The following is a 26,829-nucleotide window of genomic DNA, read 5'->3' as shown; positions in this document are numbered from 1 at the left end:
GCGATTAAAATGGCAATAGTGTTAAATATAATAGGGATAGCTCTTTTATTAGGAGGATTATATTTAGTATCTCCAAATAAAAAAGATATCAATAAAAAGATGATATTAAAAGCTTTAGGAATTCAAGTAGTTTTAGCATTTCTATTATTAAAGTTTCCTTTAGGAAGAATAGGTATAGAAAAAATATCAGACGTTGTAACAAAAGTATTAAGTTATGGAGCACAAGGTCTTGGATTTGTATTTGGACCTTTAGCAGATGCAGGTGCACCAACAGGAATGATATTTGGTATTCAAGTTTTAGGTAATATAATATTTATATCTGCGCTTGTAGCAGCACTTTATTATATAGGTCTTATAGGTTTTGTTGTTAAGCTTATAGGAGGAGCAATAGAAAAAGTACTAGGAACAAGTAAGGTAGAAAGTTTCGTTGCAGTTGCAAATATGTTTTTAGGACAAACAGAGTCACCTATACTTGTAAGTAAATATTTATCTGGGATGACTGAAAGTGAAATAATGCTAGTTCTAATATCAGGAATGGGTAGTATGTCAGCTACTGTTCTTGGTGGATATGCAGGGCTTGGAATTCCAATGCAATACTTATTAATAGGAGGAGCTTTAGTTCCTTTAGGAAGTATAATAATATCTAAAATAATACTTCCAGAAAAAGTATATGAAGTTGAAAAAGTAAGTAGTGAAACAATAGAGAATGAAAATGGAACAGACACTATTGCTGTTGTAGAGTGTGCTACAACTACAATAAATAGTGATGAGGTAACTATAGATAACAAAGGAAATAATAGTAATATAATGGAAGCAATATCTCAAGGTGCTACTGATGGAATGCATATGGCACTTGGAATAGGAGCATCATTAATAGCTATAATAGCTTTAGTTGCACTAGTTAATGGGGGACTTTCAATAGTAGGGTTATCATTAGAAGGTATATTATCTTATGTATTTGCACCTATAGGATTTTTCATGGGAATACCAAAAGAAAGCATATTAACAGCAGGACAATTATTAGGAAGTAAATTAGCTTTAAATGAATTTGTTGCTTTTGGAGAACTAGGACAAATGCTAAATACTCTTGATTATAGAACAGGATTAATGATGGCGATATCTTTAACAGGTTTTGCAAATATATCTAGTATGGGAATTTGTATATCAGGTATATCAGTATTTTGTCCTGAAAAAAGAGGACAACTAGCAGAATTAGCATTTAGAGGTATGATAGGTGGATTCTGTGTAAGTGTTTTAAGTGCATTAATAGTTGGAGCAATCGTAGCTTTATAAAAATGAAAAGGAGATATTAAAATGAAAATATTTATAGATACAGCTAATATAGATGAGATAAAGGAAGCCAACACTTGGGGTATAATAGATGGTGTAACAACAAATCCATCTCTTATAGCTAAAGAAGGTAGAGATCTTCAAGAAGTTATAAATGAAATATGTAGTATAGTGGATGGACCTATAAGTGCAGAAGTAATAAGTTTAGAGTGTGATAAAATGGTCGAAGAAGCTATGGAATTAGTTAAATTACATAAAAATATAGTTATTAAAATACCTATGTGTATAGAAGGATTAAAGGCAGTTAAGATATTAACTGAAAAAGGAATAAAAACAAATGTTACATTAATATTCTCATCACAACAAGCATTACTTGCAGCTAAAGCAGGGGCAACTTATGTAAGTCCATTTGTAGGAAGATTAGATGATATAGGTGCTATAGGAGTAGAACTTATAAGTGAAATAGCAAACATATTTGAAGTCCATAATATGCAAACAGAAATAATTTCTGCAAGTATAAGAAATCCAATACATGTATCAGAGTGTGCTATGGCAGGATCTGATATAGCGACTATACCATTTAAAGTTTTAGAACAAATGGCTAAACATCCTTTAACAGACATAGGAATAGCTAAGTTTTTAAGTGACTATGAAAAACAAGGAAAATAATATGAAATTTTGTTTGCAATATTAAAAGGCTCCTATATAGGAGTCTTTTTTAGATTTAATTTTGAATATAATCCATTGAATTATATTTAAAATTAAGTGCATCCTATTGTATAAGTAAAACAAATGAAAGGGTGTATGTTAATGAGTAAAACAATAAACAGCAATGCAAAACAAGCTTTAAATATGTTTAAAATGGAAATAGCTAATGAACTTGGATATAACTATAATATGCTAAGTGGTAAAGTTGAAAGTAATGCACCTCAAAATACTATAGAAGGAATATCTAAAAATGTTCTTGCTGGAGAACAAGTTGGAGGAGCTATGACTAAATCATTAGTTTCTAAAGGTGAAGAAATTCTTATGAAAATGAACAAAGAAAAATAAGTTAATTAATAAAAATGCAATAGGTTAAAACTATTGCATTTTTTGTACTTAATAAAATTACGTTTACTAAATATTTTTATATACTTTATTATTAATTATTTATGAATTATTAACATGGAATCTTTTACTTTAAGCAAAATTGGAGAAGCTATAAGAAATAATTAATTTTGAGAGGTGAAAAAATGTTTAATCCTAGAAGAGTTATATTTGAAAAAGGCTCAATAGATACATACATTGGAAAAAAAATTTATGACATGGTGAAAGACAATAAAAATGTAGAAATTATACAATTAACATCAAATAGGGTAAAGAGCAACATTCCAGGAGGAAATTTATTTGAACAATACAGATCAGGAAAAGAAACTTTAGTTGTTGGAAAAAGAAGCAGCTTAAAGTTTCAAACATGTAAACCTTCAGCACACTATCAATTGCCAATTGTAAGTGGATGTATGGGTAGGTGTGAATATTGTTATTTAAATACACAATTAGGAGATAAACCATTTGTAAAAGTTTTTGTAAACATGGATGATGTATTAAATCAAACTAAAAAGTATATTGATGAAAGAGAGCCAGAGATAACTATATTCGAGGGAGCTGCAACGTCAGACCCAATTCCATTAGAACCTTATACAAATTCACTAAAGCTTGTAATAGAATTTTTTGGGAAAGAAGATAAAGGAAGGTTTAGATTTGTAACTAAATATAGCGATATAGACAGTCTTTTAAATATAAATCATAATAATCATACAGAAATAAGATTTAGTATAAACACGCCTAAAATAATAGATTCTTATGAGCATTATACGGCATCTTCTAATAAAAGAATTGAAGCTGCTGCAAAAGCAGCTAAAGCTGGGTATAAAATAGGATTTATAATTGCGCCAGTTTTTTTATACGAAAACTGGAAAGATGACTATAAAAAATTAATAAAACATATAAAAGATACATTACCTGAAAATTATCATGAAACACTTACTTTTGAAGTTATTTCTCATCGATATACGACTAAAGCAAAAAATAGAATAATAGAAATTTTTCCAGAAACTACTCTTCCAATGGTTGATGATCACAGAACGTTTAAATATGGGCAATTTGGATATGGCAAATACGTATACACAAAAGAACAGCTATTAGATATGAAAGAATTTTTTAAAGAGAACATACTAAATGAATTTCCTAAAAGCGAAATTAAGTATATTATATAGTGAAAAAATAAAAGGCTTGAAACAAATTATTGTTTCAAGCCTTTTATTTTAAGCAGTCTTTTTATGTTTAAATGTATAGTTTTTGTTAAACGAAGTGTTTTTGCTAGCAAAAGTAGCTATTATATAAGTTGAAATTATTGAAATTAAGGATGCTAACAATATAGAAATTTTAGCAATACTTATAAACTCAGGGTTATTAGCAAAAGCTATTTCTGAGATGAATATAGACATTGTAAAGCCTACCCCCGCAAGTATTGATACAGAGAAGATTGATAACCAAGTTGAGCCCTTAGGCTTTTCTGTAAGACCAAGCATTGTTGCTATAAATGCAAATGTCATTATACCTAACGGTTTTCCTATTGATAGTCCAGCTATAATTCCTTTGATTAAAGTATCACTACTAGAAATATCTATATTTAAATTTAGGGTTATTGCAGTATTTGCTAAAGCGAATAGTGGTAGTATAAACAAATTGCACAATGGACTTAATTTATGTTCTAACTTATATGAAATAGGTTTTTTTTCATTTCTAAGCTTAGTAGATGGAATTGATATTGCAATTAAAACACCACTTATAGTAGCGTGAACACCACTTAAATATATAAGTCCCCATATAAAAAATCCAATTATCAAATATGGATAAATTTTATTGATTCTAAGTCTTATGTTCATGTACATTAGAATACCAGTAAAAAACAATGCTAAATATAAAAATTTGAAATTTATATTAGAAGAATACAAAAATCCAATTACAAATATAGAAATTAAATCATCTACAACAGCCAAAGAAAGTAAGAATATTTTTAAAGCTGGATTTAATTTGTTTTTTAGTATCATAAAAATACCTACAGCAAAAGCTATATCAGTTGAAATTGGAATTCCAACACCAGCTTCAAATTGAGTACCTTTATTAAATACCATAAATATAATGGCTGGAACAATAACTCCACCCAATGCTGAAAATATAGGAAAAGAAGCCTTTTTGAAGCTAGATAAATTTCCATATAGTAACTCATGTTTTATTTCGAGTCCTACTAATAAAAAGAATATAGCCATTAAAAAATCATTTACTAACATATGTATATTAAAGTGTCCTAAAAATTTAAATTCTCCCAATAGATGATGATAAACAGATGAAAATGGACTGTTTGCTAAGGTTATAGAAATTATAGTTGCGCATATAAGTAAGCTTCCTGGTAAACACCTCAGAAGATACTATATTTTTTATATTAGATTTCATAAAATTAATTATCCCCCCTAATAGTTTTAAAAACATATAAAATTAACTTTACATTAAGGTATACTACTCTTACGTAGATATGTTGTCAACAACATGAAGTTTAGAATAAAAAAATAAATAAAAACGTTTTCGTAAAGATATTGAAAAAACTAACATATGAAGTTTACTTAATAATTGTTAACATATATATAGTTCGAAGTGGTGCGAATTATATACTAAAAAGCTTATGATAATTTTATTCGGAAAAAATTTTTATATGAATTTATTAATAAAATTTAAACTAAAATAATAAAAGTATAGGCTATAAACTTTTTATATAGCCTATACTTTTATTATTATATAAATATATGTGCAATAAAACTAAAGAATCCAACAATATTATTTATTCCTAATATTATAGAGATAAGTACTAAAATTGATTTATCTCTTTTTTTATCTATAGCTATAAAACCTAAAGCACAAGCTAGGACTCCCAGGATGAATATAATAAATAATACAGCTATATGAATTTGATTTTTTGCTATAAACTTAAATCCGTAATAAGAAAAATCCCAAGACATTAAAGAACCAACTATAAAAAATATTAGAGTTAAAGCCATAATTATTACGCTATATTGTCCCAATTTAGTTCTTGGCAAAAAGTTAATTTTCATTTTAGGATCCTCCTGTTAAAAGTTAGACTTAGTAAATGGTTATTATTAGTTTAATATTTAAACATGAAGTATATATGAAATTGATTAAAAATATCCTACTATATAAATTATAATACTTATATGTTAAGGGTTAAACAAAATATATGTTAAATTTTAATAAATAAATAAAAAAATTCATATAAATATTGCATAATTTTTCTAATTATAATATAATATAATATCTATTGATTTTGAAAATTACATTAATTAATAGGGTAAATAAAATCTGAAAAAATATTATATAACTACTCTTTTATTAAGTGCTACCATAATTTTATGGTAGTATTTTTTTTAACTAAATATGTACATAATTTTATTGAAAAATAGAGCATACTAATGATTATATTAAAAAATATAAATTTTAACATAATTTAAATAACTTTTTAAATGATTAGTTAGCAACCTAGATTTTGTTGAAAAGGGATGTTACAATGTTTAAGGTTATTAGTGCAATAAGGAAGTGAATTAAATGAAAAAAAAATTATTATTTTTAATAGTTGTTTTTGGATCTATAGTTATCTTTGGAAATAAGGTATATAGTAAATCGGATCAATTATCTACAACTGAGAAAGTAAGTGATTTTAAGTATATGTATAATACAATAAAAGAAGGATATCCATATTTAGATGTAAATACCAGATTAAGTGGAAAAGACTGGATATCTAACAAGAATACATATATAAAGAGAATTAAAAATACTAAAAATGATGATGAATTTGTAGCTGAGATGTCGGATATATTATCAGAATTAGGAAATAAGCATACCGAGGTAATAAATAATAAAAAAAGATATGAAATGTTTAAAAAAGCATATTCGAAAAATAATTGGTATGATTTTCTTAATGATAAAAAAGTTATAGAAAGATACGATAATATAAAACCAGAAGTTAAAATTTGTGATGGTGCTTTTTTAAAAAAAGAATTAGTTTTACAAGATGCGGTAAATAGTAGTGTTGGATATATGTATTTACCATCTATGGCACCACAACATGGTTCTATGAAAAATGATTTAAATATGATTGGAGATTATATAAAAACAATATCCAATTACAAGGCTTTAATTATAGATATAAGAGGAAATAAAGGTGGGAGCGATAGTTATTGGCAAGGAATTGTTTCTAAGCTTATAAATGATGATATTAAAATAAGTGGTTACAGAGCTTATAGAAATAAAAGTGAATTAATAAAAAATTATACGGATGAAAGAAAAATAAAATTAAATCCTATTGATAAATTACCTCATAGTATAAGAAAAAATTCGCCACAAGAAGTTTTTAATAAATTCGATGGATTTGAAAATACGTCTTACACAATAAAAGCTAGTAAAAATTTAAATTTTAAAGGTAATATATATTTACTTACGGATAAAAAGGTATATTCATCATCAGAATTCTTTGCTATGTTTTGTAAAGAATCTAAATTTGCAACTTTGATAGGAGGCACCACTGGAGGCGATGGGGGTGGATTAGATCCTGCTTTGTTTGAATTAAAAAATAGTGGCTTGATAGTTAGAATGGCTAGTGGAATGTATTTAAATAAAGATGGAATATGTGATGAGGAAGTGAAAACTATACCTGATTTTGAAATAAATAACTGTGAAAGAACTAAAAATTTAAAAGATGACAAATGCATAAATAAAGTTTTAGAATTAGAACATATAAATTAGAATATGCGTTTTATGAAATTTAAAAATATTAATTTTGACACTATAAATATAAAGGTTTTTTTAAAATAGTATAGAATAATTACTATATTAAAGGTAGAGTAAATATAAATTATTTTTAATAAATTATAATGTTTGAATTAAAATTGAACTGATTTAAATACAAAATTTTTTTGATTAATATATTTGTAAGTTGTATAATAAAATGTACAAATTAACGTTATAACTGAAAGGATAGGTTAAAATGATAAAACAAGAAAAAAAATCAAAAAACTTAGGAATGAAAAGAGTTGCTATATTTTTAATAATAATAGCATTTGTTGTTACTGCTGTTGCACCTATAGCTAGCTTTTTTATGTAAATAATATAAGTTTTAGGCGGGATATATTATACAGTTAAAAATTATTATTTGTTAAATAAATTTATTATACCGAAACAAAATAAGGGATTATATGTTGGACTTTAAAGTTCTATATATATCCTTTTATTTTGCTTAAATAAGCATATTTTAGAGGAAAATATAATTAATAATATAGTAAAGAGTATTTTTAAATAGGGGGAGTACATGAGTAGTTCAAATGAAATTAAATTAAAAACATTTATAAACTCAAGAGAAATATATCCAGATAAAGATATAGAAGGAGTTTGTGTTTTAAGTGGTTTGGATTTAAATAAAAAATTACATAATATAAAAATATATATAAAAACTAATTATATTAAAGATAAATATAAAAATATAGGCGGAAAAAAAGTAGTTTTGCAAAAGGTAGAAATAGATTTAGATAAAAGTATAATTGAGGGTGGATTAGTAAAAGTTCCATTTAAATTTAAGGTAAATAGAAAAGTTCCAGTGTCCATACACAAAAGTCATATATGGATAAAGACATGTTTAAAAGAAAACGGTAAAAATAAATTAGAAGAAAAATATTATATAGATATATTACCTCCAAAATACATAGAAAATACAATTGATATTATAGAAAATTTAGGGTTTTCTTTAATAGAAGTAGAAAATAAATATACAGAAAATAAATATGATAATTTACCATTTATTCAGTGCTTTAAATTCAGAAGATTGAAAGAAAATTTGAATCAAAATGAAGACGATATTGAAATTTTTTTTAAGCAAAAAAATGAGTGTATAGAAGTATATTTAAATCAAAATATAAAAGTTACATTTGAATATAAATATATAAATGATTTAAATTATTTAACTAATAAAATATATTCTGTTATTAAATTTAAAATTTAGCATAAACATATAGTATAGGAAGAAAAACTTCCATGTCAAAAAATATAAATTTAATATTGAAATACACAATACAATACCAGATATTTATTACTGGTATTTTTTCTTTTTTTAATTCAGGACAAACATATATATTAGCAGGACAAAATGAATTATATTGATTGAAAAAGAGAAAAAATGTGTATATAATTAAATGACGATGTCAGAGAGAAATAGATATTCATATAAAGGGGAGAGCTAATTTTGAGTGAAAATGTTTTTTTAAAGTTTAAAGATTTAATAATGGATAAAGTATTCAATATATATAAGCAGTACATACCAGAACATATATTGGTAAAGGGCTTAGAAAGAGAAGATATAGTTGTTTTAGCAGAACAACTATTAAATATACATTACACATTGCCAAAACTTTTTAGAGAAAGAGTAGAGTACGTTGATAAAATACATGATAAACATAAACCTAATGAAATAATTTACGAGTTGTTTGATCGAGATGAACAAGTTATTTTGTTACTATGCAAGAATTTAAAAAATAATGATACTAGTATAAAATGGGTGGATAAACTATGGTTATACTCAGTATAAATTTGGAGGCGGGATAAAAAGTTGAAAAGAAAAATAATTATTTTAGGGTTAACAGCACTACTGTCAATGGCAGTAGTTGGTTGTTCTGCAACAAAAAACGAAAATCTTAAAAAAAGTATAGATGGTGCTAGTTCTCAGTTAAATAAAATAAACAATGAAGAAATTAAGGGCTTAACTTATGAACAAGCTCAAGATTTAATGAAAAAAATAAACTCAGAGTTGTCAGAATTTAAACCTCAGTTAACTCCAGACAATCAAACTATAATTTTAAATTTAGCAACACGAGAAGTATCAGACAAAATAGAACAAGAGTATATAATGATAAACACTGTAGCTGATAAAAAAAATTATACAATTCAAATTGAAGGAAATATATTTAAGGATGAAGATGGGAATGTAGCTAAAAATGATGCATCAGTACAGGCACTATATGATTTATTAACAGCTACAAAAAACATAAATAATATAAGTTTATCAAAATGTATGGATGTGTTAAATAATAGTGAAATAAATAATGAAAATCTAAATAAAACACTTAAATCATTTGATAATGTAGACTTTGATTTTACAAAAAAAGAAATACACTTTAAACTTGAAAAAGTGTATAAAAGAATAGAATCAGTTTCAAAAAATAGAAAAATAACATATGAAGATTACAAAAAGGAAAGAACAACCTTAAAGGAAAGTCTTAAAAAATACACTGAAGATTTTGCAAAAGCTAATAATTTAAAGACAATGATAAGTGAAAAAACTTCAGAAAAAAATAATATAAATAGTTTTGGAATAAAAAATGATAATAATTTAGCTCAATCTATAATATTGACTACAGATATATCTAGTTTAAATTCGAAAACAATTACTAATATGTATGAGCTTAAAATTCCTAGCAATAATGGAGATCCTAAAAGCTTACAATTAAGTAAAGATTTTTTAGTTGGAGCTATAAGGATTATAAACTCAACAACAAATTCAGATATAAATTATGGAAAAATAGAAGATGTTATAAAATCAAATAACATAAGAACTAAATATTTAGATAAAAATTCAAATTTCGAAACTGTTTTTGAATATTCAGGAAGCTTAGAAAGATCATTAAATAATAACAATTACAGACTTACTGAAAAATTGGAAATATAAAAATAGCCACTTTCACTATAAAGTGGCTATTTTTATATTTCCAATTACTAGGAAAATATTTAAAAAATTCAGAAATAAAATTAGGTTATTTAAAAATTATCAAAGTAGTGATATTATCTTATTAACAAGAAAAAAAGGAGGTAATTTTATGAAGAACAAGAAAAAGTTTTCATTTCCTACAGCGTATACTGTAATTCTAATTGTAATGCTTGTAGTTATGGGGTTAACTTACATAATACCATCAGGAAAATATGCAAAACTTAGCTATGACACTAATAGCTCAAAATTTATTGTAGAGCTTCCAAATGGAGAGTCTAATCAATATGCTGGAACTCAGGAAACACTAAATAAATTAGGAGTAAATGTAAACTTAAAACAGTTTACTAGTGGGGCTATCTCAAAGCCAGTTGCAATACCAAATACATATGAAAAATTAGCTAAAGAAAAAACAACAATATTTGGGGCTATAACAACATTTTTAAAAGCTCCGATACAAGGATTATATGATTCTATTGATATAATAGCTTTCGTATTAGTTATAGGGGGATTAGTTGGAGTTATAAATAGTACAGGAGCATTTACAGCAGGGATAAATGCACTATCTAAAGCATTAAAAGGAAAAGAAAAATGGATGATTGTAATTATAGCATCTCTTGTTGCTCTAGGAGGGACTACATTTGGATTGGCAGAAGAAACAATAGCCTTTTATCCTATAGTAGTACCTATATTCATAGCTGCTGGATATGATGCTATAGTTGCCATCGCTACAATTTTCTTAGGGTCATGTATAGGGACAATGGCAGCTACAGTAAATCCATTCTCAACTATAATAGCTTCTAATATAGCAGGTGTAAGTTTTACACAAGGTATGCCTCTTAGAATTTTAGCATTAGTTATAGCTCTTGTAGTTACTTTAATATACATAATCAAATATGGGGAAAAAGTAAAAAAAGATCCTACAAAATCTTTAATCTATGCTCAAAAAGAGGAAATAGAGAAAAGGTTTTTAGCTAGTGAAAGTGGAGATGTTGAAGTAGAATTTACATTTAGAAAAAAATTAATGTTATTAATATTTGGTTTATCTTTCATAGTAATGATTTATGGAGTTAAAGAATTAGGATGGTGGTTCATGGAAATGACAGCACTATTCTTTGCAGTAACATTTATAATGGTTCCATTATCAAAACAAAAAGAAAGTGAATTTGTATCAAACTTCGTACAAGGAGCAGCTGATTTATTAGGAGTAGCACTTATTGTAGCACTTGCTAGAGGAGTTACAATTATAATGGACGGAGGACTTATAAGTGATACTATATTATATTCATTAAGTACTGTCGTATCAAGTATGGGTGGAATAGCATTCTCTGGAGTAATGTATTTAGTTTATATAGTATTAGGATTCTTTATAAATTCATCTTCAGGACTTGCGGTTTTATCAATGCCTATAATGGCACCTTTAGCTGATGTAGTAGGTGTTAACAGAGATATAATAGTAACAGCTTATATGTTTGGTCAAGGTTTAATTGGTATAATAACACCAACTGGTTTAATATTAGCATCACTTGCTATGGTAAATGTAACTTATGACAAATGGTTGAAGTTTGTTATGCCGCTTGTTGGAATAATAATGGTACTATCAATAGCATTGCTTTGTATAGGGTCATTTATATAAAGTCATTAGCCTGTCACCATTTAGTCACCATAATTTTATGGTGGCTATTTTTTTATTTAATTATACTGTATATCTTTCAAATAAATCAACAGTTTCTTTTTCTAGCTTTAACGTATTATGAGTATAGGTATCTAGTGTTATTTGGGTGCTAGAATGCCCTAATCTCTCTGAAATGGATTTTATATTTGCACCACTTTCTAAAAGTAAGGTGGCGTGCAGGTGTCTAAGCATATGAAAGTTAAATTTAATATTTAAATTGTTTTTGATATATTTATTCAAATATCCCATATTCTTTCTAGTCATAACATTACCCTTTATACTACAGCATACAAACTCTTTAGAACCATATTCTGATAATTGTCTATCTTTATAGTTTTTTAATATATTGCATAAAGTTTCACCTATATAGATACTTCTAATTGAGTTTTTAGTTTTTGGGTCAGTTAAAAAATATTCTCCTGATGGCTTAGTTGTTAATGTGTACTTTACGTGTATTATTCCATTTTCTAAATCAACATTATCCCATTTTAAAGCTAGTATTTCACCGCACCTCATACCAGTATAAAATCCTATTGATAGAGGAATATAATAATAGTCTTTATGTCTAATGTCATTAATTATACATTTAAAATCATCAATAGATATTATTTCCATATGTTTATTATGGAACTTAAAATTAACTGAAACATCTGAAACTGGATTATAGGGTATATACTTATTAACTTTGCATGCGTGTCGTAAAGACATATTTAAAAGATTCTTAATAGAAATAAGATAGTTTTTACTATAACCTTCATTATATTTTTTGTTCAAATAATTTTGTAATATAGAAGAGTTTAATTTATTTAACTTGTAAAAACCTAAGTCTTCTTTTATGTGTATGTCTATAATTTTTTTATATAAGTATTGAGTGCTATATTTAGTGTTAAGCATTATACAATTATCATAGAAATAATCTAAATAGTCACTATAATAAGGCACTTTATTGTCAGTAACTAACCCTTGCTCGTATAAAGATATAGCTTCTCTCAATGCTTTTGTCGCTTCGGATTTAGTTTTAAAACCGCCTTTAGTTTTCTTCTTACGCTTACCATCAATAATGCCCATGTCAAAATAGTATTCCCATTTTCCTGAGTCTCTCTTTCTAACACTTCCTTTCATTTTATCACCTCAGAAGTTAATATATCATATCAATATATTTTTATACAACAAGTAAAATTTAGAGGATTTTAGATTTTTATGTAGAATTAATATTATAAAAATAAATGGAGGTATTGAGAAGAATGAGTAAAAATAAAATTTTAGAAGGATACGCTAAAGATTTAGTAAAATGTACAGGAGGCACTATTTTCTTATATAATGGCTTTGGTTTGAATCCTATAGCAAATCCAAATGATGCGGATTATAACTTAGAGGTTACAAAATATATGAATGCTACAAAATATGCTAACTATACTTATCATAATGTCAATGATCAAATAGGAGTTTATAATGAATATGATATAAAAGAAAAAATAGTTGATGAGAGGGGCAATATAATAATAGTAATAGAACTTTAAATATAGATATAAAGGTATATAATTGGATGTTATAAACTCTTTTATTTACATAGAATGTATATGATTTTCTATTATTTTCAAAGAATAACTATAAATCATTCAAGTTAAAATCTATAAGAAATATAAAGGGATAGTTAAATTGACTATCTTTTTTGCGTGTAAAAATATGTCGATATTTATGTTATAAAAGTTAGATAAAATATATTGATTTAAATGACGTAACGTTATATAATGTAATTAAGAGGTGAGGAAATGAAAGAATCAAGAGACTTAAACATTAGCTTTAACAAGTCAGGATCAGGAAGTATATCAACAAAATTAACGATACCAATTTCATTTATTAAAGATATGGGATTGACTCAAGAAGACAGAGCTGTAGAAGTTACATATGACAAAATAGAAAAAACAATCACTATTAAGAAAAAGTAAAATTAGTACCTACTCGAAATGGTAGGGCTACACGTCAAAAAATTTAAAATACAAGGTACATTAATAATCTTTGGGAGCTAATAGATGGGAGGATAAAATGAAACAAGATAAGAAAACAAATGATAGTGTAGAAGCGGAAGTAGTAGATTCTATACCTAATAACTCTAAGGGAAAAATGGGTTTTGAAGATTTTAAGATGAGTAAAGATGATGCAGAAATCTTTAAAGAGGTAACAGATTCTATACTAAATTCTAGGGGTAAGTTTTATGATCAGGATAAGAAAGCATTTAAGAGTGAGTATGATATGCAGGACAATCTAGTTGAAAACTTAGATACAATAGATGCGAATTATCAGGAAGATTTGAAGGCACTAAAAGAGAAACATAAAGGTTTTGAAGATATGGATGCTTACATAAAAGAAAAAGAACAATTAGATGAAAGCTATGGTAAACAAAAAGATAAAACATATGCCAAAATAGATGAGTCAAATGAAAAGAAAGAAGAAAGAGGTAATAAGTTTATAAAGTTTTTAACTGGCGTAGGTTTGTTTGCCGCAGGATGCGTGGCAGGAGCAGTAATTTTAGCCGTAGGAGCAGGTGACGCTAATGGAAACGGAGATCATAGCTAATACACCGAGACATCGCTAATGAACTTTAAGATAATACGATAAATCATTTGGTTAGCAAATAAAAGAAAAAAGGCACTACTCCAAAAGGATATAGCACCTATACTCGCAATATAGATTATATCCCTTTGGAATGATAGAGTCAATAAAAACGGGGGAATAAAAACATGAATAACTTATTAAAAGAAATGAAAAGTAAATTAAAAAATGTAGAAGATGCAAATGTTTTCTATAATTTATTAGATAGAATACAGTTGGATAATCATACAGAAATAACAGAATTTAGTGATGAAAATATTTACTATACGGTAGCTAGATTTGTATTAGATAACTCAGTAGAAATATTACTACAATATGAACCTAGATTTTATAATTATGATGACAAAGATTTAGAATGGATACCAAATTTAGTAATAAATGAATATAAATCTAAAATAGCATAAAATTATAAAAAATGCTGAAATTACAACGTTGGCACACGGTGTGCAAACTTATATGAGTGAATCTCAACTATAAAGATTGTAGGCAAGGGGGAATGCAAGTAAGATACTTGTAAAATCTTCATATAAGGGCAATAAAGAGTGAAGGGGTATCGAATTTTAAATAGGAATGTAATTAAGGTTCTAAAACAACAACAATATATTACAGTTATAGATGATAAAAAGTGAGATTTTATTTCCTATTATAATTATGTAAGGACTGCAGAAGAAAATAGGTTTGCAAAAATAACCACGATATATAACACTTACAAGGTATATAGAGTGAATGGGCAAAATAAGTTGTGAAATTCTTTGATTATAACCTATATATAGTGAAGGAAGTAAATTAGTGGTGGGGAAAAACGATACGATATAGCACAGTTACAACCTATAAAGTTAAAGGGGTGTCGTAAAACACAACGGCCATTAAATATATATAATAATTTGGAGGTAAGAATATTGGAACAAATAAAAATTAGGGAAGTATATCAAAAAGATAGGAAGTTTGAATTGAAAACGGATGTAAATGTTGAGGGAACTATTACATTAGGGCGTAACTTCATGTTAGATATATTTGAAATCTACATGAGTAATGAATTAAACAAACAAGATTACAGATTAGAGAAGCATATAGAAGAAATTATAAAAGTACACATACCTCAAAACGACGATGCTGCTTTAGATGTATTGGAAAACGGTATAGATTTTGATAACAATCATTATGTTTATCTATGTACAAGTGCGGGATTAATGAAAAAAGCAGATATGGAATTTAAAACTGAATCAGAAGCATTTTTTATAGAAGATACTTACAAAAAATTTAAAGATGTATTTGAAGATGTAATTTCGTTAGGAAATATAGAAAAGAAAAAGGGTACTGAATTATGCATAAATAAAGATATAATAGCTAGAATATCTTTGGCGCTATCATCTGGAGAAAGAGTCAATTTACCAGGAATAAAAAGAATAATTTTACCTGAAATGACTTATAAGTTTGTAAATAATTACTTAAAATTTCCTAGTAAAATAGTTAAAAATGAAAAAGGCTATAATACAGAAATATTAGATCTAGATAAAGTCAAAGCTGCATATGAAACTGGAGATAAGAATTCAGTATTAGAACAATGTCCAGAGCCTGTTGAACACGTTGCAATGGATGGAAGTGGATTTATAAGTCCAGAGTTGATAAATAAAATAAAGAAACAATTAAATGATAAACATAAAGCAAATATAGATTACAATTTGAGTTGGGTAGGTATAAGAGAGATAGGATTGCAAAGTAAAGGTCTATTAGTTAAATTTGACTGGAAGAAATACTTAAGAGAAGTACACGACTTAAAAGAATTATGGATAGCTGATAGATGGGGTGAAAAGCATAATTTATTTGAGGTAGATTTAATAATGAATGAATCTCAAACTAAGTGGTGTAAATGGTTTGATAGTTATGAGGAATATGAAAAATCAATAAATGACTTTACAAATAAAGATGAGAGATATAAAGAGTTATTTGAGAGTTTCTACATAATAAAATATTCAAAAGAAAAAGCTGATAATGTATGTGAAAGTAACTATCAAGTAATAGGTAATTTAGCTTTAACTGCTGATGAATTAAATGAAATAGCTAAAGAAAGTGAAGATATATACAAGAAAGCTATTGAAGGAGATTTAGCTACAAGAAGAATATTAATGGGTGATATAGCAAGAGAAAATCAAACTGAATTATCTGCTAGTACAAAAGCTCATAGACTTTTGCAACATGATGAAAAATTCAATGAAACTAAAATGATTAAAGGTGTAGTAGATAACCTTATTAATAAGAAAGTTCATATGTTAGCAGGAGCTAGTATATATCTGGATAATAGTAACTATAAAACAGCTATGAAAGATCCAATATCGTATATGGATTCACTTATAAAGCCTAAATATGATAAAGAAGGACGTTTAATAGGACAAATATACGAAAATGGATTAAAAAAGCATACTAACTATGTACCAGGTGAAATAGGTAAGCGTGTATTAGCCAGATGTCCTTTAAACAGTCCTGGAGAAAATATAAAAACTGAATTGGTACCGAATAGATTGTTAGATAAATACTTTGGTCATTTAAGTAATGATTTAATCTTCTATGCATTCGATGATATAATGATGCGTCAGAGCGGGATGGACGAAGACCTAGATATTACTTTATGTATTGATAATAATACAATATACAACTCAGTAATAGAAGATGTAATAGACGGTATTATATGGCACTTTAGAAATCAATTTGACGGTGGTTCTAATAAGGAAATATACACTAATGAAAACTTATATAAAGCAATAGTAGAAGGTCGTGGAAATAAAATAGGGGAATTGAGCAACGTAGGATCAATATGTAGTAACCGTATGCACAGACAACTTCCAGAATGGAGATATGAAAAAGCACTAATGTCTGAATTTGATATAAGAGAAAATTTATATAATAAATATAAAGACATGGATGGAATAGATAAGGCGGATATAAATAACTTCATTGAAAGGGATTATAAGGTAGGAATATCTAAATGTAAAAAAGAACCTTATGATACAGAAGATCATAGACAGAATGTATTACATAATTTTCAAAAGGAAAAAGTGAATTTATACTTCCTTCTTTATGCTCAAATGAAAGCTATTGATAGTCCAAAGACTGGATTAAAAATAGATGAAGAATTAAAATTTATAGATAAATATATTAAAAATAAAGGCGAATTAAAGCCTCGATTTATATATCACGCAAAATATAAGAAGTTAGATAAAACTGTTGAATATAGAAAGACTCAAGATTCTAATACATTATTAAATAACTTTGCAAGAAGAATAAATGACCAATATGGATACAAAACTAGAGAGTTATTTGAACAAAAGTATGATGATGACCATTTAATAAAAATATTAAGAAAAATAGATGTAGAAGTTTCAGATGAATTAAAAGATAAATTAACTGAGTTAAGCAATGATTGGCATAAGAAAAGAGCAAAACTAGATGAGTCTATAACACTAGAGGAATTAAGAGAAACTAAGAAAAATAATATTAAGTATAAGGTTAATAAAGAATTCAGAGAGAGTACAGATGATGAATTTAATAGATGTATTTTTAAAAGAAAACCTAAAGTTGCTAAGATAGAGTTAGATATACAAAAAAGATATGAGAACGAAATCAAAGGTAAATATACAAAGGAAGAAATATTAAGAGCTACAGGAGATGTTAAAGGAAATAAAGTAGTCAAATTTAATAATAAAGTTAATATAACATCAACTTTTATAATGAAGTTTTTATTTGATGAACTAGATGCTTACTTACTAGAGAAGAATAATAAAGAAGGTAGTATATATGTTGAATGTACTAATGGAGATAATAGATTCTTGTTTAAGAGCTATAAGAAGACAGATATTGAACTAAAAGAGTTAACATTGGGTAAAGATCAATTAATCAATGCAGCAGTGGCTAGAAAGGTTAATGTTATAGTAAAAACTAATATAAGGGGTATGGAGTTAAATGAAGATGTTATAGATGGATTAACGCATATAGTTGTTGAAAACGGAGAAGCATTCAAGTATGAAAATGAAGATAAAACTAGAATTTCATTGGGTAAAATTTATGAAAATACAGTCGTTCCTTATGATGGAATTTATGAATTAGATTCAGTTAAATTTAAAAAAACTTATATTGAAATGTATGTAAGAGTATAGAGGGTTAGGATTAATTTCTTAGCCCTTTATTATTCTTATTGTATGCCCAGTTGCCTACGTCAACTCTGGCATATGAAAAGGGTGAACGAACAAATTTTAGGAGGTACGGGATATATGGAAAAGAAAGCGTTAATTTATATATATAACTGGGAACAAAGCAAGTTTTACATAGAGAATGGATTAGTTCCGATTAAACCAGGTGTAAATGAAAGAACTGGAAATATTTATATGATATTCAATAGACAGGAATCTCAAGAAGTATTTTCAAAGTGGTGTACAAGAAATAAGTAATTTATAAAATTTTATTATGAAGGGGTATATGTTATGAGTGGAAAAAAATTAAATTTAAAATGGGTAAGTGATGAGATAGGAAATGATTATAAAGAATGGAAACGTGGAGATATCATAACTATAAATGCCCAAACAGGTACAGGTAAGACGTTTTTTATTAAGAATGTATTAATACCACATATGGCTTATGAGAAAATGCTTATAGTAGCTAACAGGGTTAATTTAAAAAGACAGTTAAAGAAAGACTTATGTAAATATTATAACAAGCCGCTACCAACAGATCTATCAGACCTAGATAATCTAAATGTTATAGGAGATGTTACTATAATGAGTTATCAGCAACTAGGTAATATTATACATGATTCTAATTATGGTAAAGAAAAACTTGATTTAAGTATGTATGATTATATAATATGTGACGAGGCTCATTTCTTTATGACTGATGCTGGATTTAATAATAAATGCGATTTAGTATTTTTTGAGTTAGTAAGAAAAAAACATGATGCAATTAAGATATTTATATCAGCAACAATGGATGAAATTTATCCAACTATTCAAGCTGGGGCAGAGGATACAAATAGCAATTTAATTGGAAAAAAATATAATACAGGTGTAGATTACAGTTATGTAAATACTAAATACTTTAGAAATTTAAATGATATAGCTAAACTTATAAAAAATGATAAAACAGATGAAAAGTGGCTAATATTTGTTAAAAGTAAAGACGATGGTGAAAAATTAGAAAACCAATTAAAAGATATATGTTCATGTGAATTTATAACAAGAGAAACAAATATAAAGAAATCTGAAAATTTAAGAAATATAATATCTGATAGTAATTTTGTTAGTAAAGTGTTAATTACCACTAAAGTTATGGATAATGGTATAAATATTGATGATGATAAGTTAAAGAATATGGTCATAATGACTTATGACAATGTAAGCTTCATACAGATGTTAGGAAGGTTAAGAGTTGATATAGAAAATGCACCACGACTTAACTTATTTATTCCTTTATTTAATAGATCTAACTTTAATCCTTTAATAACCAAAATATATGAACCTAGAATAGAAATGATAAAATTATTTGAAAAAGAGAGAACTGAGTTTAATAGAATATATGATAGGTCGGATAAGTTACCATCTAGTATATTTATAAAAATTAATGGTGCTGTAGATATTAATATATTAGGGAGAGTAAGATTAGATAATGATTATGAATTTGTTAAAAATATAGATGGAAAATTAAAAAATGATGAGTTTGCCTATATTAAACAACAATTAAAATGGATTGGACTTGAGAATGAATTTAATAAAGAAAATTTAATAGAACATGTTGTTGACAAAAAAGTAAAAATTGAATTAGGGGAATTCTTAGAAACTGCATGTAATGATGATGCAAGATTCAGTAAAGATATATTAAAAAATACCATGTTAAATATAATAAATAAAGATAATAACCTAATGGTAAAATTCAACAAACTAGATGGTGGGAATAAAAGAGATAAAGGAATGAAAAAAATCAACGAATTACTTATTAGTGAAAACTATGATTATATTGTTGGAAGTAAGAGAGAAACTATAAATGGTGTAAGGGATTATTATTGGAGAGTATTAAGAAATATATAGTATGACTATTTTTGTGAGTTAAGTCTATATGTAAGTTAGGTCACATTTTTGGTCAATAAATAATAAAAGTGTTAAGGGGTGGAAAATAGTAGAGTAAGTTTAAAAGGGGCTTTTTAAAAGGATTTTTTAATGTACCTATATAATATAGATGCATTGATTTTTCCCATAAAAAAGTCCCTTTATCATAGTTTAGAATTTAAAGAAGAAAAATATATTTTCGAAGACTTTTGATTTTTAAAGTCTGAGAATTGCAAGCGAAACTTGTTTTCGTGAAGCAACTAAGGAACTCATAATAGGGTTCTTTTTTTATGTAAAAATTTAATTGAAAGAAGGTTAGAAATTATGAAAATAGATTTAATATTAGCACAAGAATATATAAGCAATTTTAGAGATGAAGTAACTGAAATAGAAAATGCTGTAGACGATTTAATAGAAGACTATTATTTGGCAGAGGAAGAAAAAGATATTAGAGTAGAGGCTTTTATAATATCTAAAATGAAAGAAGATGGACTTGAATTTGAATTGGAGGATGAAGATGATGAATTTATTGACTTCTAATTTAGATTGGTTTGAGGCTGGAGAAGTTAAAGGAAAACAAGTATATATATTAAGCTTCGATATAGATCATGATTTATATTTAATAAAGTTTAATAATTATAAAGTATTTAAGGTTAATAAAAAAAGTAATGAGTTAATTTTAGAGTTTAGTAATGAAGATTTAGATAATCTATTAAATGATATAGAAGATTATTGTAAGAAAAATGGAGTTAAGAGTTTTTATAAGGATGCTGATTGGAAAAGGTATAGATTGAGTTATAGACAACAAGAAGTAGCTAATAAGCTAGGAGTTAAATTTAAGACAAGTGGTGAATTTAATAAATATTTAAGTATATTAAAATGCAATAATTTAATGAATGAATTAATATAGTGTGCTTGCTTTTGCTACCGCAGCTACGCACATGAAAAAGGTGAACGAGAAGACTATATTTTCTTTGTATAGTTTTTTAGCAAAATTTTGACATTGGCTAGAATTGATACCTATATTAATTCTAGTCCTCCAATTTTTCTATATGATTTAAAAACAACATAACATCTTATTTTTATTTTTCATATTCTAAACCTCCCTTTTATTTATATAGTGAGTTGATGACTCTCAGACGGACTAAAAGTCTAGAAATAAGGTGGTAGCGGTATCATCTATTTCGATTTATTATGTTGTTTTTAAATGATGTAGAAAACATACTTTTTACTCATTTTTAATCTCCCTTTATATAGTTTTGCTAGGTTTCTATCCAAAAAATCTAGTACCAATTCAAAATAATAGTCCAAGAGACTTTAAAATGTGAGGTATAAATAATATGAAAAGAGATTTAAAAGTTACAGGAACAACAGAAATTTTAGGAATTGAAGTACCAGTAATAGAAGGTGGATTTGGAAGTAATCAAAAGGTTATGCTATCAAAAACAATAGCAGAAATACATGATGTTAGAGTTAATGATGTTAATGATTTAATAAATAGCAACATTGATGAATTCGAAGAAGGTGTAGATATTATAGATTTAAAAAACTCAACCGATACCAACGGTTCACTTTTAGAATTAGACTTTAGTAAACAAAGCATAGCAAATAGTAAAAATATATATTTATTAAGCGAGCAAGGTTATATGACTTTAGTTATGCTAATGAGGACTAACAAAGCAAAAGAAATAAGAAAGCAAATTAGAAAACAATATTTTGCTATGAGGGAAATTATAAACTCTGATGAAGATTTAAAGAAAGAACTTGCATATAAGTTAATGGTTGGCGGAATAGGTTCTATAGAAGCGCATAAACAACTTGTAGCATTAGAAACTAGACCTCTATTACAAAAAATAGAAAAAGATAAAGATAAAGTAGAATTTGCAGAAACAGTTCAGAGAAGTAATGATACAGTAGACTTTAATGCATTTTCTAAGATATTAAGCAATGAAGGTATTATAATAGGTAGAAATAAATTATTTGAACTACTTAGAAATGAAGATGTTTTAATGACGGGAGTAAATCACAATCAGCCATATCAAAGGTATGTAAAACAAGGGTACTTTAAAGTTATAGAGTATATAAAAAATGAAAAAATAGGATTCAAGACAGTTATAACAGGGAAAGGACAACAATGGCTTATAAAACTATTTAAAGACAATAAACTAAACAAGACAGCGTAGTAAAGACATTTTGAGGCATAAAATAGATTCCTCCTTTAATTTACAATTTATAGATTAATAGAGCTTATGAATGAGGATTTGTAGGCTCTTTTTAGTACATAAAAAATTTAAATTAGATGGGATTATATCATATGTATATGTACTATTCATATATTGTCAAAATTATTTTTCAAAAGTTTAATGGGTTCTTTCAAAATCTATTACCAATCAAAATAAAAAGTGGAAGGGGTAAAATATGAATTTACAAAAAATAAAAGAAAGTATAACTAGCTTTAGTGTGCAATTTAACGGTGAAGAAAATCGAGGGATATCTTATATTTTAATGTTAGAGTCAAACGAGATGATAAGTAACTATTTTAATATTGATAAAGACACGGACTTAAACAATAAAGAATTATTAGAAGATTTAATATGTGCAGATGTAAAGAATAATTATTTAAAAGAGTTTGTGAAGAAAAATTATAGTACATTAAGCGTACTTGGTTTTATAAATGAAGATGAAAATAAGATAATGAAGGAGTTAATATAAGATGGATAAGTTTGAAACGAAAAAAATAAGGATGGAAGATATAGAAAAATGCGTTTTTTTACATAAAGATGGTAGAAAGGTATATTCGGATAAAGTTCTTGAGTCTTTTTTTATGTACATAATTGAAGAAGATAAAGTTAAGCAAGGTGGTTTGAATTTATATATACATAAAGCTATAGAAGATGTAGTATTTGAGAATGTAGAAAAAATATATATAGCTGGAAAAGATAAAGTCTTAGCATTATTGAATGTGTGCTTTGAAGAATACTGTGATGATGATAGACTAAGGATGAATTTCAAAGTTAAACCGAATGAAAATGATATTGTATATTACACAGATACTAGAAAGTTAAATAAAACTATATATGAGCAATTTAGTGATATAGATAGTATAGTAAGAAAAAGTAAAATGCCTATAGAAGAAACTAATATTTCAAAGTTGAATATAGAATTAAACTTAGTAAATAGACCTATAGTGAAAGTTAAACGTATGAGTAAATCTGAATATATACTTAGCCGATTAGTCAATGCAAAAAATATGTGTGTTGATGATTTAATAGAGACAATTAAAGAATTTGATAAAAAACTTCCTGGTAGATATGAAGGTTATTTAATAAATAAAGGTAAAGAAGAAATGTTTTATTCAGATATATTTGTAGAAGATTTATTAAAGAAAGAGTTTAATAAGTATTTAGATAATGGAAAGGTTGTGTTATAAATGTTAAATATACCTGATCAAAATCAATTAGGAACATTAAGTAAACCTACTGATGAGATAGTGAGACTAAAGGTAAATGGAGATAGATTGAAGCAAGACTTAACAACACATCTTAATCAAGAGTTAGATAACTTTATAAAGAATATAGATTTAAATAAATATATAGAGGCCTAGAGCAATGGCATTAAAGAAGTTATGTGCTAAGTGCGGAAGAATTATTGACTATGGCAATAGATATTGTGATAGATGTCAGGTAATAGCTGATAAAATGAAAAAAGATCGTAGTAAGAATTACAATAGAAATAATAGAGATAAAGAAACTCAATCCTTTTATAATAGTTCAGAATGGAAAGCTATTGTATCAGTAGTAAAGTTAAGAGATCAAGGATTATGCTTGCATTGCTTAAGTAAGAATAAGTTGAGTTATTACAATGCAATTCATCATATTGAAGAATTAAAAGAGAATAAAGATAAAGCATTAGATATAGATAATTTAATTTGTCTATGTCGTTCTTGTCATGCAAAAATTCATAGTGAATATAAAACTAAAAATAAAAGTGAATTACAAAATAAGTTAAGAGAGTTGGTAGGGGGCTATAATAAAGTTTTATAGGAGAACTAGAAAGCCTTGAGTGGTGTTTTCTCTAGAAAAAACTTGATTTAAAAAATAAAAATCTTAACGTTTTTAAACAATTTAAATAACTTAATAAAAAAGTGTGGTGATAAAATGACGCAATCGTTAGATTCTTATAGTAATGAATATTATAAGGAATATATGAAGGGTTATAGAAAAGCAAGAAAAGATGAAACCATAATCGAAAATAAAAACAAAATAGAATTCAAGTCTAAGAATATATCAATTGCTCAGTTTAGAAAGCACTATAAAGGCAAATTGAAAAACAAAGAGCAAGAATTGATATTTAATAATTGTTTAGATTTAATAACATTGATTGATGAATATAGACAAGCTATTGAAAAAGAAGGTACTTACTATAAAAATACAACCGGAAATATAAAGATTAATCCTATAGTCAAAGAACATAGAGATACTATTAAATCATTTACAAATTTATTGTGTATTTTACACGATTTACTAGAACCAGAAGAAAAAGAATCTAAGGCAGAAAATAGGTTTATAAAATTTGCAAAATGATAGGGTGACACAATATGCAATAGATGTTTTAAATGATAAAATAGTAACTGGTTTATATGTAAAGTTAGCTTGCAAACGACATTTAGATGATTTAGAAAAATCAAAAGATGATGATTATAAATATTATTTTAATATTGATATGGCAAATGAAATACTAGATTATGCCGAATCTCTTATTATTGCAGAAGGTAGTGAACAACTTAATGTTAAATTACATGGATTTCAAGTATTTATATTAGGATCATTAAATGGATGGGTAACTAAAAAAGGTGATAATAGGAGATTTAGACATAGTTATATACAATTAGGAAGACAAAATGGGAAATCATTCCTAAATGGAATTATAGGAACTTATTACGGAAACTTTGATGATTATAAATATGGTCAAATATATTGTACTGCAACTAAGATGGATCAAGCTAGAATAGTACTTAAAGAAATGATAAAATTCATAAATGCAGATGATGACTTATCTAAATTATTTAAGATAAAAGAATATGAAGGTACAATTGAATGTAAAATAACTAATTCTACAATTAAGGCATTAGGGAAAGATACTAAAAGTATAGATGGATTTAGACCATATGTAGGGATAGTCGATGAATTACATGCACATAAAGACAATCAAATGTATAAACAACTTGAAGGTGGAACTAGAAAACTAAAGAAGTGTTTGATATCTGCAATAACTACGGCAGGATTTAATTTGAATTGTTATTGTTACGAATTATATAGTTACTGTTGTGATGTATTACATGGATTATATACGAATGATACACAATTCATTTATATAGCACAAATGGATAAAGACGATGATATTTGGGACAGTAAGAATTGGATTAAATCAAATCCTTTAGTATGTAGTGATCCAGATGATTTAGAAAACTTAGAATCAGTTGGTGAAAAAGCTAAAAATATAGGCGGGCATGACTTAAAGGACTTTATGGTTAAAGCATTAAATATATGGACGCAATTTAGTGAAAATCAATATATTGAAAGAGAAGATTTAAAGAAATGTCTATCAGATAAGACATTGGAAGATTTTAGAGGCCAAAAATGTAATATAGGATTAGATTTATCAAGTGGTGGAGATTTAACATCTTTAGCACTTATTTTTGTGTTTAATGAAAATAATGAAAAGAAGTATTTTATGCATTCACATTCATTTATGCCATCTAAGAGATTAGAAGAACATATTAAGACAGACAAAGCACCATATGATATGTGGAAACAACAAGGATTACTTACTATTACCCATACAAATGGTGGTATAAAAAATGACTACAATTTCATAATTTCATATTTAAAAAATATTATAGATGAGTATGATTTGAAGGTAGAGCAGATAGGATATGATCAAAGAAATGCAGATATGTTCTTATACGATTTAAATGAATTAGGTCATGATACTGTTGAAATATATCAATCATATAACAAATTGAATGATCCAACTGAAGATTTAAGATTAGAAATTAAGTCCGGGAATGTTTTATTTAATAAAGATAATGAATTATTAATATGGTCATTTATAAATGCAAAAACTGTTAGTAATTCTAATGGAGAAATAAAGATAGATAAAGATAAAAGTAAGGAAAGAATAGATCCAATAGATGCAATTATAGATGCTTATAAACTAGCATTCAAGAATGAATTATTAGTAGACCAAAATCAAATGCTAGAGGACTACTTAACAATGATGGGCATGTAGGAGGTGAGAGG

Annotated in this window: 28 protein-coding genes; 25 read left to right on the top strand and 3 right to left on the bottom strand. The window is 26.5% G+C overall.

The genetic code is table 11. The annotated features are described in order from the left end of the window. The first annotated feature begins 9 nt into the window (after nucleotides 1–9). The 4 genes from KXZ80_RS08490 (at nucleotide 10) to splB (ending at nucleotide 3,548) form a co-directional block, all read left to right on the top strand. Nucleotides 10–1,293, top strand: coding sequence for a NupC/NupG family nucleoside CNT transporter (locus KXZ80_RS08490; protein WP_021433055.1), 1,284 nt, complete (start codon nucleotides 10–12; stop codon nucleotides 1,291–1,293). A 21-nt stretch (nucleotides 1,294–1,314) separates the two neighbouring features. Then, nucleotides 1,315–1,959, top strand: a complete 645-nt coding sequence (fsa, locus tag KXZ80_RS08485; RefSeq protein WP_021433054.1) for a fructose-6-phosphate aldolase — start codon at nucleotides 1,315–1,317, stop codon at nucleotides 1,957–1,959. Between the two features lie 141 nt (nucleotides 1,960–2,100). Continuing rightward, complete coding sequence (locus KXZ80_RS08480; protein WP_021433053.1) at nucleotides 2,101–2,343, top strand: small, acid-soluble spore protein, alpha/beta type; 243 nt, start codon at nucleotides 2,101–2,103, stop codon at nucleotides 2,341–2,343. A 182-nt stretch (nucleotides 2,344–2,525) separates the two neighbouring features. Continuing rightward, nucleotides 2,526–3,548: a spore photoproduct lyase gene (splB, locus tag KXZ80_RS08475; protein ID WP_021433052.1), complete on the top strand. Its 1,023-nt coding sequence runs from the start codon at nucleotides 2,526–2,528 to the stop codon at nucleotides 3,546–3,548. A gap of 48 nt (nucleotides 3,549–3,596) precedes the next feature. Here splB and nhaA read toward each other — a convergent pair whose 3' ends face one another. Together nhaA and KXZ80_RS08465 are read right to left on the bottom strand one after the other, a co-directional pair. Next, nucleotides 3,597–4,730 (bottom strand): Na+/H+ antiporter NhaA, encoded by a 1,134-nt coding sequence (gene nhaA / locus KXZ80_RS08470; protein WP_226883796.1) that lies wholly within the window; start codon nucleotides 4,728–4,730, stop codon nucleotides 3,597–3,599. 393 nt (nucleotides 4,731–5,123) lie between these two features. After that, the gene (locus KXZ80_RS08465; protein WP_021433050.1) at nucleotides 5,124–5,441 is read right to left on the bottom strand and encodes a hypothetical protein; all 318 of its coding nucleotides are present in this window, start codon (nucleotides 5,439–5,441) and stop codon (nucleotides 5,124–5,126) included. Between the two features lie 508 nt (nucleotides 5,442–5,949). On the opposite strand from KXZ80_RS08465, the gene KXZ80_RS08460 reads away from it, so the two are divergent. The 5 genes from KXZ80_RS08460 (at nucleotide 5,950) to KXZ80_RS08440 (ending at nucleotide 11,786) form a co-directional block, all read left to right on the top strand. Beyond that, nucleotides 5,950–7,146: a S41 family peptidase gene (locus tag KXZ80_RS08460; RefSeq protein ID WP_021433049.1), complete on the top strand. Its 1,197-nt coding sequence runs from the start codon at nucleotides 5,950–5,952 to the stop codon at nucleotides 7,144–7,146. 562 nt (nucleotides 7,147–7,708) lie between these two features. Continuing rightward, nucleotides 7,709–8,395, top strand: coding sequence for a sporulation protein (locus KXZ80_RS08455; RefSeq protein ID WP_021433048.1), 687 nt, complete (start codon nucleotides 7,709–7,711; stop codon nucleotides 8,393–8,395). A 240-nt stretch (nucleotides 8,396–8,635) separates the two neighbouring features. Beyond that, entirely contained in the window at nucleotides 8,636–8,977 is a 342-nt protein-coding gene (locus KXZ80_RS08450) for a hypothetical protein (RefSeq protein WP_021433046.1), read from the top strand. A gap of 21 nt (nucleotides 8,978–8,998) precedes the next feature. Beyond that, nucleotides 8,999–10,114: a hypothetical protein gene (locus KXZ80_RS08445; protein ID WP_021433045.1), complete on the top strand. Its 1,116-nt coding sequence runs from the start codon at nucleotides 8,999–9,001 to the stop codon at nucleotides 10,112–10,114. Nucleotides 10,115–10,262: 148 nt separating this feature from the next. Then, on the top strand, nucleotides 10,263–11,786 hold the full coding sequence (locus tag KXZ80_RS08440) for a YfcC family protein (protein WP_021433044.1): 1,524 nt from the start codon (nucleotides 10,263–10,265) through the stop codon (nucleotides 11,784–11,786). Between the two features lie 60 nt (nucleotides 11,787–11,846). Here the strand turns inward: KXZ80_RS08440 and KXZ80_RS08435 are convergent, their stop codons facing one another. Beyond that, nucleotides 11,847–12,947 carry a tyrosine-type recombinase/integrase gene (locus KXZ80_RS08435; protein WP_021433043.1) on the bottom strand — a complete coding sequence of 367 codons (1,101 nt, stop codon included), beginning with the start codon at nucleotides 12,945–12,947 and terminating at the stop codon, nucleotides 11,847–11,849. Nucleotides 12,948–13,069: 122 nt separating this feature from the next. Here KXZ80_RS08435 and KXZ80_RS08430 point away from each other — a divergent pair, with 122 nt between their 5' ends. The 16 genes from KXZ80_RS08430 (at nucleotide 13,070) to KXZ80_RS08355 (ending at nucleotide 26,818) form a co-directional block, all read left to right on the top strand. After that, nucleotides 13,070–13,345 carry a hypothetical protein gene (locus KXZ80_RS08430; protein ID WP_021433042.1) on the top strand — a complete coding sequence of 92 codons (276 nt, stop codon included), beginning with the start codon at nucleotides 13,070–13,072 and terminating at the stop codon, nucleotides 13,343–13,345. A gap of 252 nt (nucleotides 13,346–13,597) precedes the next feature. Continuing rightward, entirely contained in the window at nucleotides 13,598–13,774 is a 177-nt protein-coding gene (locus KXZ80_RS08425) for a hypothetical protein (RefSeq protein ID WP_021433041.1), read from the top strand. Nucleotides 13,775–13,871: 97 nt separating this feature from the next. After that, entirely contained in the window at nucleotides 13,872–14,402 is a 531-nt protein-coding gene (locus KXZ80_RS08420) for a hypothetical protein (protein WP_021433040.1), read from the top strand. Nucleotides 14,403–14,566: 164 nt separating this feature from the next. Further along, a complete protein-coding gene (locus KXZ80_RS08415; protein ID WP_021433039.1) occupies nucleotides 14,567–14,842 on the top strand; it encodes a hypothetical protein in 276 nt (91 codons plus the stop codon). Between the two features lie 495 nt (nucleotides 14,843–15,337). Next, complete coding sequence (locus KXZ80_RS08410; RefSeq protein ID WP_021433038.1) at nucleotides 15,338–18,589, top strand: hypothetical protein; 3,252 nt, start codon at nucleotides 15,338–15,340, stop codon at nucleotides 18,587–18,589. 114 nt (nucleotides 18,590–18,703) lie between these two features. Beyond that, the gene (locus KXZ80_RS08405) at nucleotides 18,704–18,880 is read left to right on the top strand and encodes a hypothetical protein (protein WP_021433037.1); all 177 of its coding nucleotides are present in this window, start codon (nucleotides 18,704–18,706) and stop codon (nucleotides 18,878–18,880) included. A 33-nt stretch (nucleotides 18,881–18,913) separates the two neighbouring features. After that, nucleotides 18,914–20,509 (top strand): DEAD/DEAH box helicase, encoded by a 1,596-nt coding sequence (locus KXZ80_RS08400; protein WP_021433036.1) that lies wholly within the window; start codon nucleotides 18,914–18,916, stop codon nucleotides 20,507–20,509. 342 nt (nucleotides 20,510–20,851) lie between these two features. After that, nucleotides 20,852–21,067, top strand: coding sequence for a hypothetical protein (locus tag KXZ80_RS08395; protein ID WP_021433035.1), 216 nt, complete (start codon nucleotides 20,852–20,854; stop codon nucleotides 21,065–21,067). Next, nucleotides 21,045–21,437, top strand: coding sequence for a hypothetical protein (locus KXZ80_RS08390; RefSeq protein ID WP_038285234.1), 393 nt, complete (start codon nucleotides 21,045–21,047; stop codon nucleotides 21,435–21,437). The genes KXZ80_RS08395 and KXZ80_RS08390 overlap by 23 nt, the downstream gene beginning before the upstream one ends. Nucleotides 21,438–21,867: 430 nt before the next feature. Then, complete coding sequence (locus KXZ80_RS08385; protein ID WP_021433033.1) at nucleotides 21,868–22,710, top strand: phage antirepressor KilAC domain-containing protein; 843 nt, start codon at nucleotides 21,868–21,870, stop codon at nucleotides 22,708–22,710. Nucleotides 22,711–22,945: 235 nt separating this feature from the next. Beyond that, complete coding sequence (locus KXZ80_RS08380) at nucleotides 22,946–23,239, top strand: hypothetical protein (protein WP_021433032.1); 294 nt, start codon at nucleotides 22,946–22,948, stop codon at nucleotides 23,237–23,239. A gap of 1 nt (nucleotide 23,240) precedes the next feature. Beyond that, entirely contained in the window at nucleotides 23,241–23,957 is a 717-nt protein-coding gene (locus KXZ80_RS08375; protein ID WP_021433031.1) for a hypothetical protein, read from the top strand. Beyond that, nucleotides 23,958–24,131, top strand: coding sequence for a hypothetical protein (locus tag KXZ80_RS08370; protein ID WP_021433030.1), 174 nt, complete (start codon nucleotides 23,958–23,960; stop codon nucleotides 24,129–24,131). 4 nt (nucleotides 24,132–24,135) lie between these two features. Next, entirely contained in the window at nucleotides 24,136–24,570 is a 435-nt protein-coding gene (locus KXZ80_RS08365; protein ID WP_021433029.1) for an HNH endonuclease signature motif containing protein, read from the top strand. Between the two features lie 114 nt (nucleotides 24,571–24,684). Beyond that, nucleotides 24,685–25,110, top strand: coding sequence for a hypothetical protein (locus KXZ80_RS08360; protein ID WP_021433028.1), 426 nt, complete (start codon nucleotides 24,685–24,687; stop codon nucleotides 25,108–25,110). Beyond that, complete coding sequence (locus KXZ80_RS08355) at nucleotides 25,100–26,818, top strand: terminase large subunit (protein WP_038285230.1); 1,719 nt, start codon at nucleotides 25,100–25,102, stop codon at nucleotides 26,816–26,818. The genes KXZ80_RS08360 and KXZ80_RS08355 overlap by 11 nt, the downstream gene beginning before the upstream one ends. The last annotated feature ends 11 nt before the right edge of the window (nucleotides 26,819–26,829 follow it).

It is taken from the genome of Paraclostridium bifermentans (genome assembly GCF_019916025.1).
Lineage (GTDB): Bacteria > Bacillota > Clostridia > Peptostreptococcales > Peptostreptococcaceae > Paraclostridium > Paraclostridium bifermentans.
Note: the sequence above shows the minus strand (reverse complement) of the source record. Positions and strands in the feature narration are given on the sequence as shown.

Coding starts and splice junctions, on each gene's coding strand:
- KXZ80_RS08490 (WP_021433055.1), top strand. CDS start 10: ATGGCAATAGTGTTAAATATAATAGGGATAGCTCTTTTATTAGGAGGA.
- fsa (WP_021433054.1), top strand. CDS start 1,315: ATGAAAATATTTATAGATACAGCTAATATAGATGAGATAAAGGAAGCC.
- KXZ80_RS08480 (WP_021433053.1), top strand. CDS start 2,101: ATGAGTAAAACAATAAACAGCAATGCAAAACAAGCTTTAAATATGTTT.
- splB (WP_021433052.1), top strand. CDS start 2,526: ATGTTTAATCCTAGAAGAGTTATATTTGAAAAAGGCTCAATAGATACA.
- KXZ80_RS08465 (WP_021433050.1), bottom strand. CDS start 5,441: ATGAAAATTAACTTTTTGCCAAGAACTAAATTGGGACAATATAGCGTA.
- KXZ80_RS08460 (WP_021433049.1), top strand. CDS start 5,950: ATGAAAAAAAAATTATTATTTTTAATAGTTGTTTTTGGATCTATAGTT.
- KXZ80_RS08455 (WP_021433048.1), top strand. CDS start 7,709: ATGAGTAGTTCAAATGAAATTAAATTAAAAACATTTATAAACTCAAGA.
- KXZ80_RS08440 (WP_021433044.1), top strand. CDS start 10,263: ATGAAGAACAAGAAAAAGTTTTCATTTCCTACAGCGTATACTGTAATT.
- KXZ80_RS08435 (WP_021433043.1), bottom strand. CDS start 12,947: ATGAAAGGAAGTGTTAGAAAGAGAGACTCAGGAAAATGGGAATACTAT.
- KXZ80_RS08430 (WP_021433042.1), top strand. CDS start 13,070: ATGAGTAAAAATAAAATTTTAGAAGGATACGCTAAAGATTTAGTAAAA.
- KXZ80_RS08425 (WP_021433041.1), top strand. CDS start 13,598: ATGAAAGAATCAAGAGACTTAAACATTAGCTTTAACAAGTCAGGATCA.
- KXZ80_RS08420 (WP_021433040.1), top strand. CDS start 13,872: ATGAAACAAGATAAGAAAACAAATGATAGTGTAGAAGCGGAAGTAGTA.
- KXZ80_RS08415 (WP_021433039.1), top strand. CDS start 14,567: ATGAATAACTTATTAAAAGAAATGAAAAGTAAATTAAAAAATGTAGAA.
- KXZ80_RS08405 (WP_021433037.1), top strand. CDS start 18,704: ATGGAAAAGAAAGCGTTAATTTATATATATAACTGGGAACAAAGCAAG.
- KXZ80_RS08400 (WP_021433036.1), top strand. CDS start 18,914: ATGAGTGGAAAAAAATTAAATTTAAAATGGGTAAGTGATGAGATAGGA.
- KXZ80_RS08395 (WP_021433035.1), top strand. CDS start 20,852: ATGAAAATAGATTTAATATTAGCACAAGAATATATAAGCAATTTTAGA.
- KXZ80_RS08390 (WP_038285234.1), top strand. CDS start 21,045: ATGATGAATTTATTGACTTCTAATTTAGATTGGTTTGAGGCTGGAGAA.
- KXZ80_RS08385 (WP_021433033.1), top strand. CDS start 21,868: ATGAAAAGAGATTTAAAAGTTACAGGAACAACAGAAATTTTAGGAATT.
- KXZ80_RS08380 (WP_021433032.1), top strand. CDS start 22,946: ATGAATTTACAAAAAATAAAAGAAAGTATAACTAGCTTTAGTGTGCAA.
- KXZ80_RS08375 (WP_021433031.1), top strand. CDS start 23,241: ATGGATAAGTTTGAAACGAAAAAAATAAGGATGGAAGATATAGAAAAA.
- KXZ80_RS08370 (WP_021433030.1), top strand. CDS start 23,958: ATGTTAAATATACCTGATCAAAATCAATTAGGAACATTAAGTAAACCT.
- KXZ80_RS08365 (WP_021433029.1), top strand. CDS start 24,136: ATGGCATTAAAGAAGTTATGTGCTAAGTGCGGAAGAATTATTGACTAT.
- KXZ80_RS08360 (WP_021433028.1), top strand. CDS start 24,685: ATGACGCAATCGTTAGATTCTTATAGTAATGAATATTATAAGGAATAT.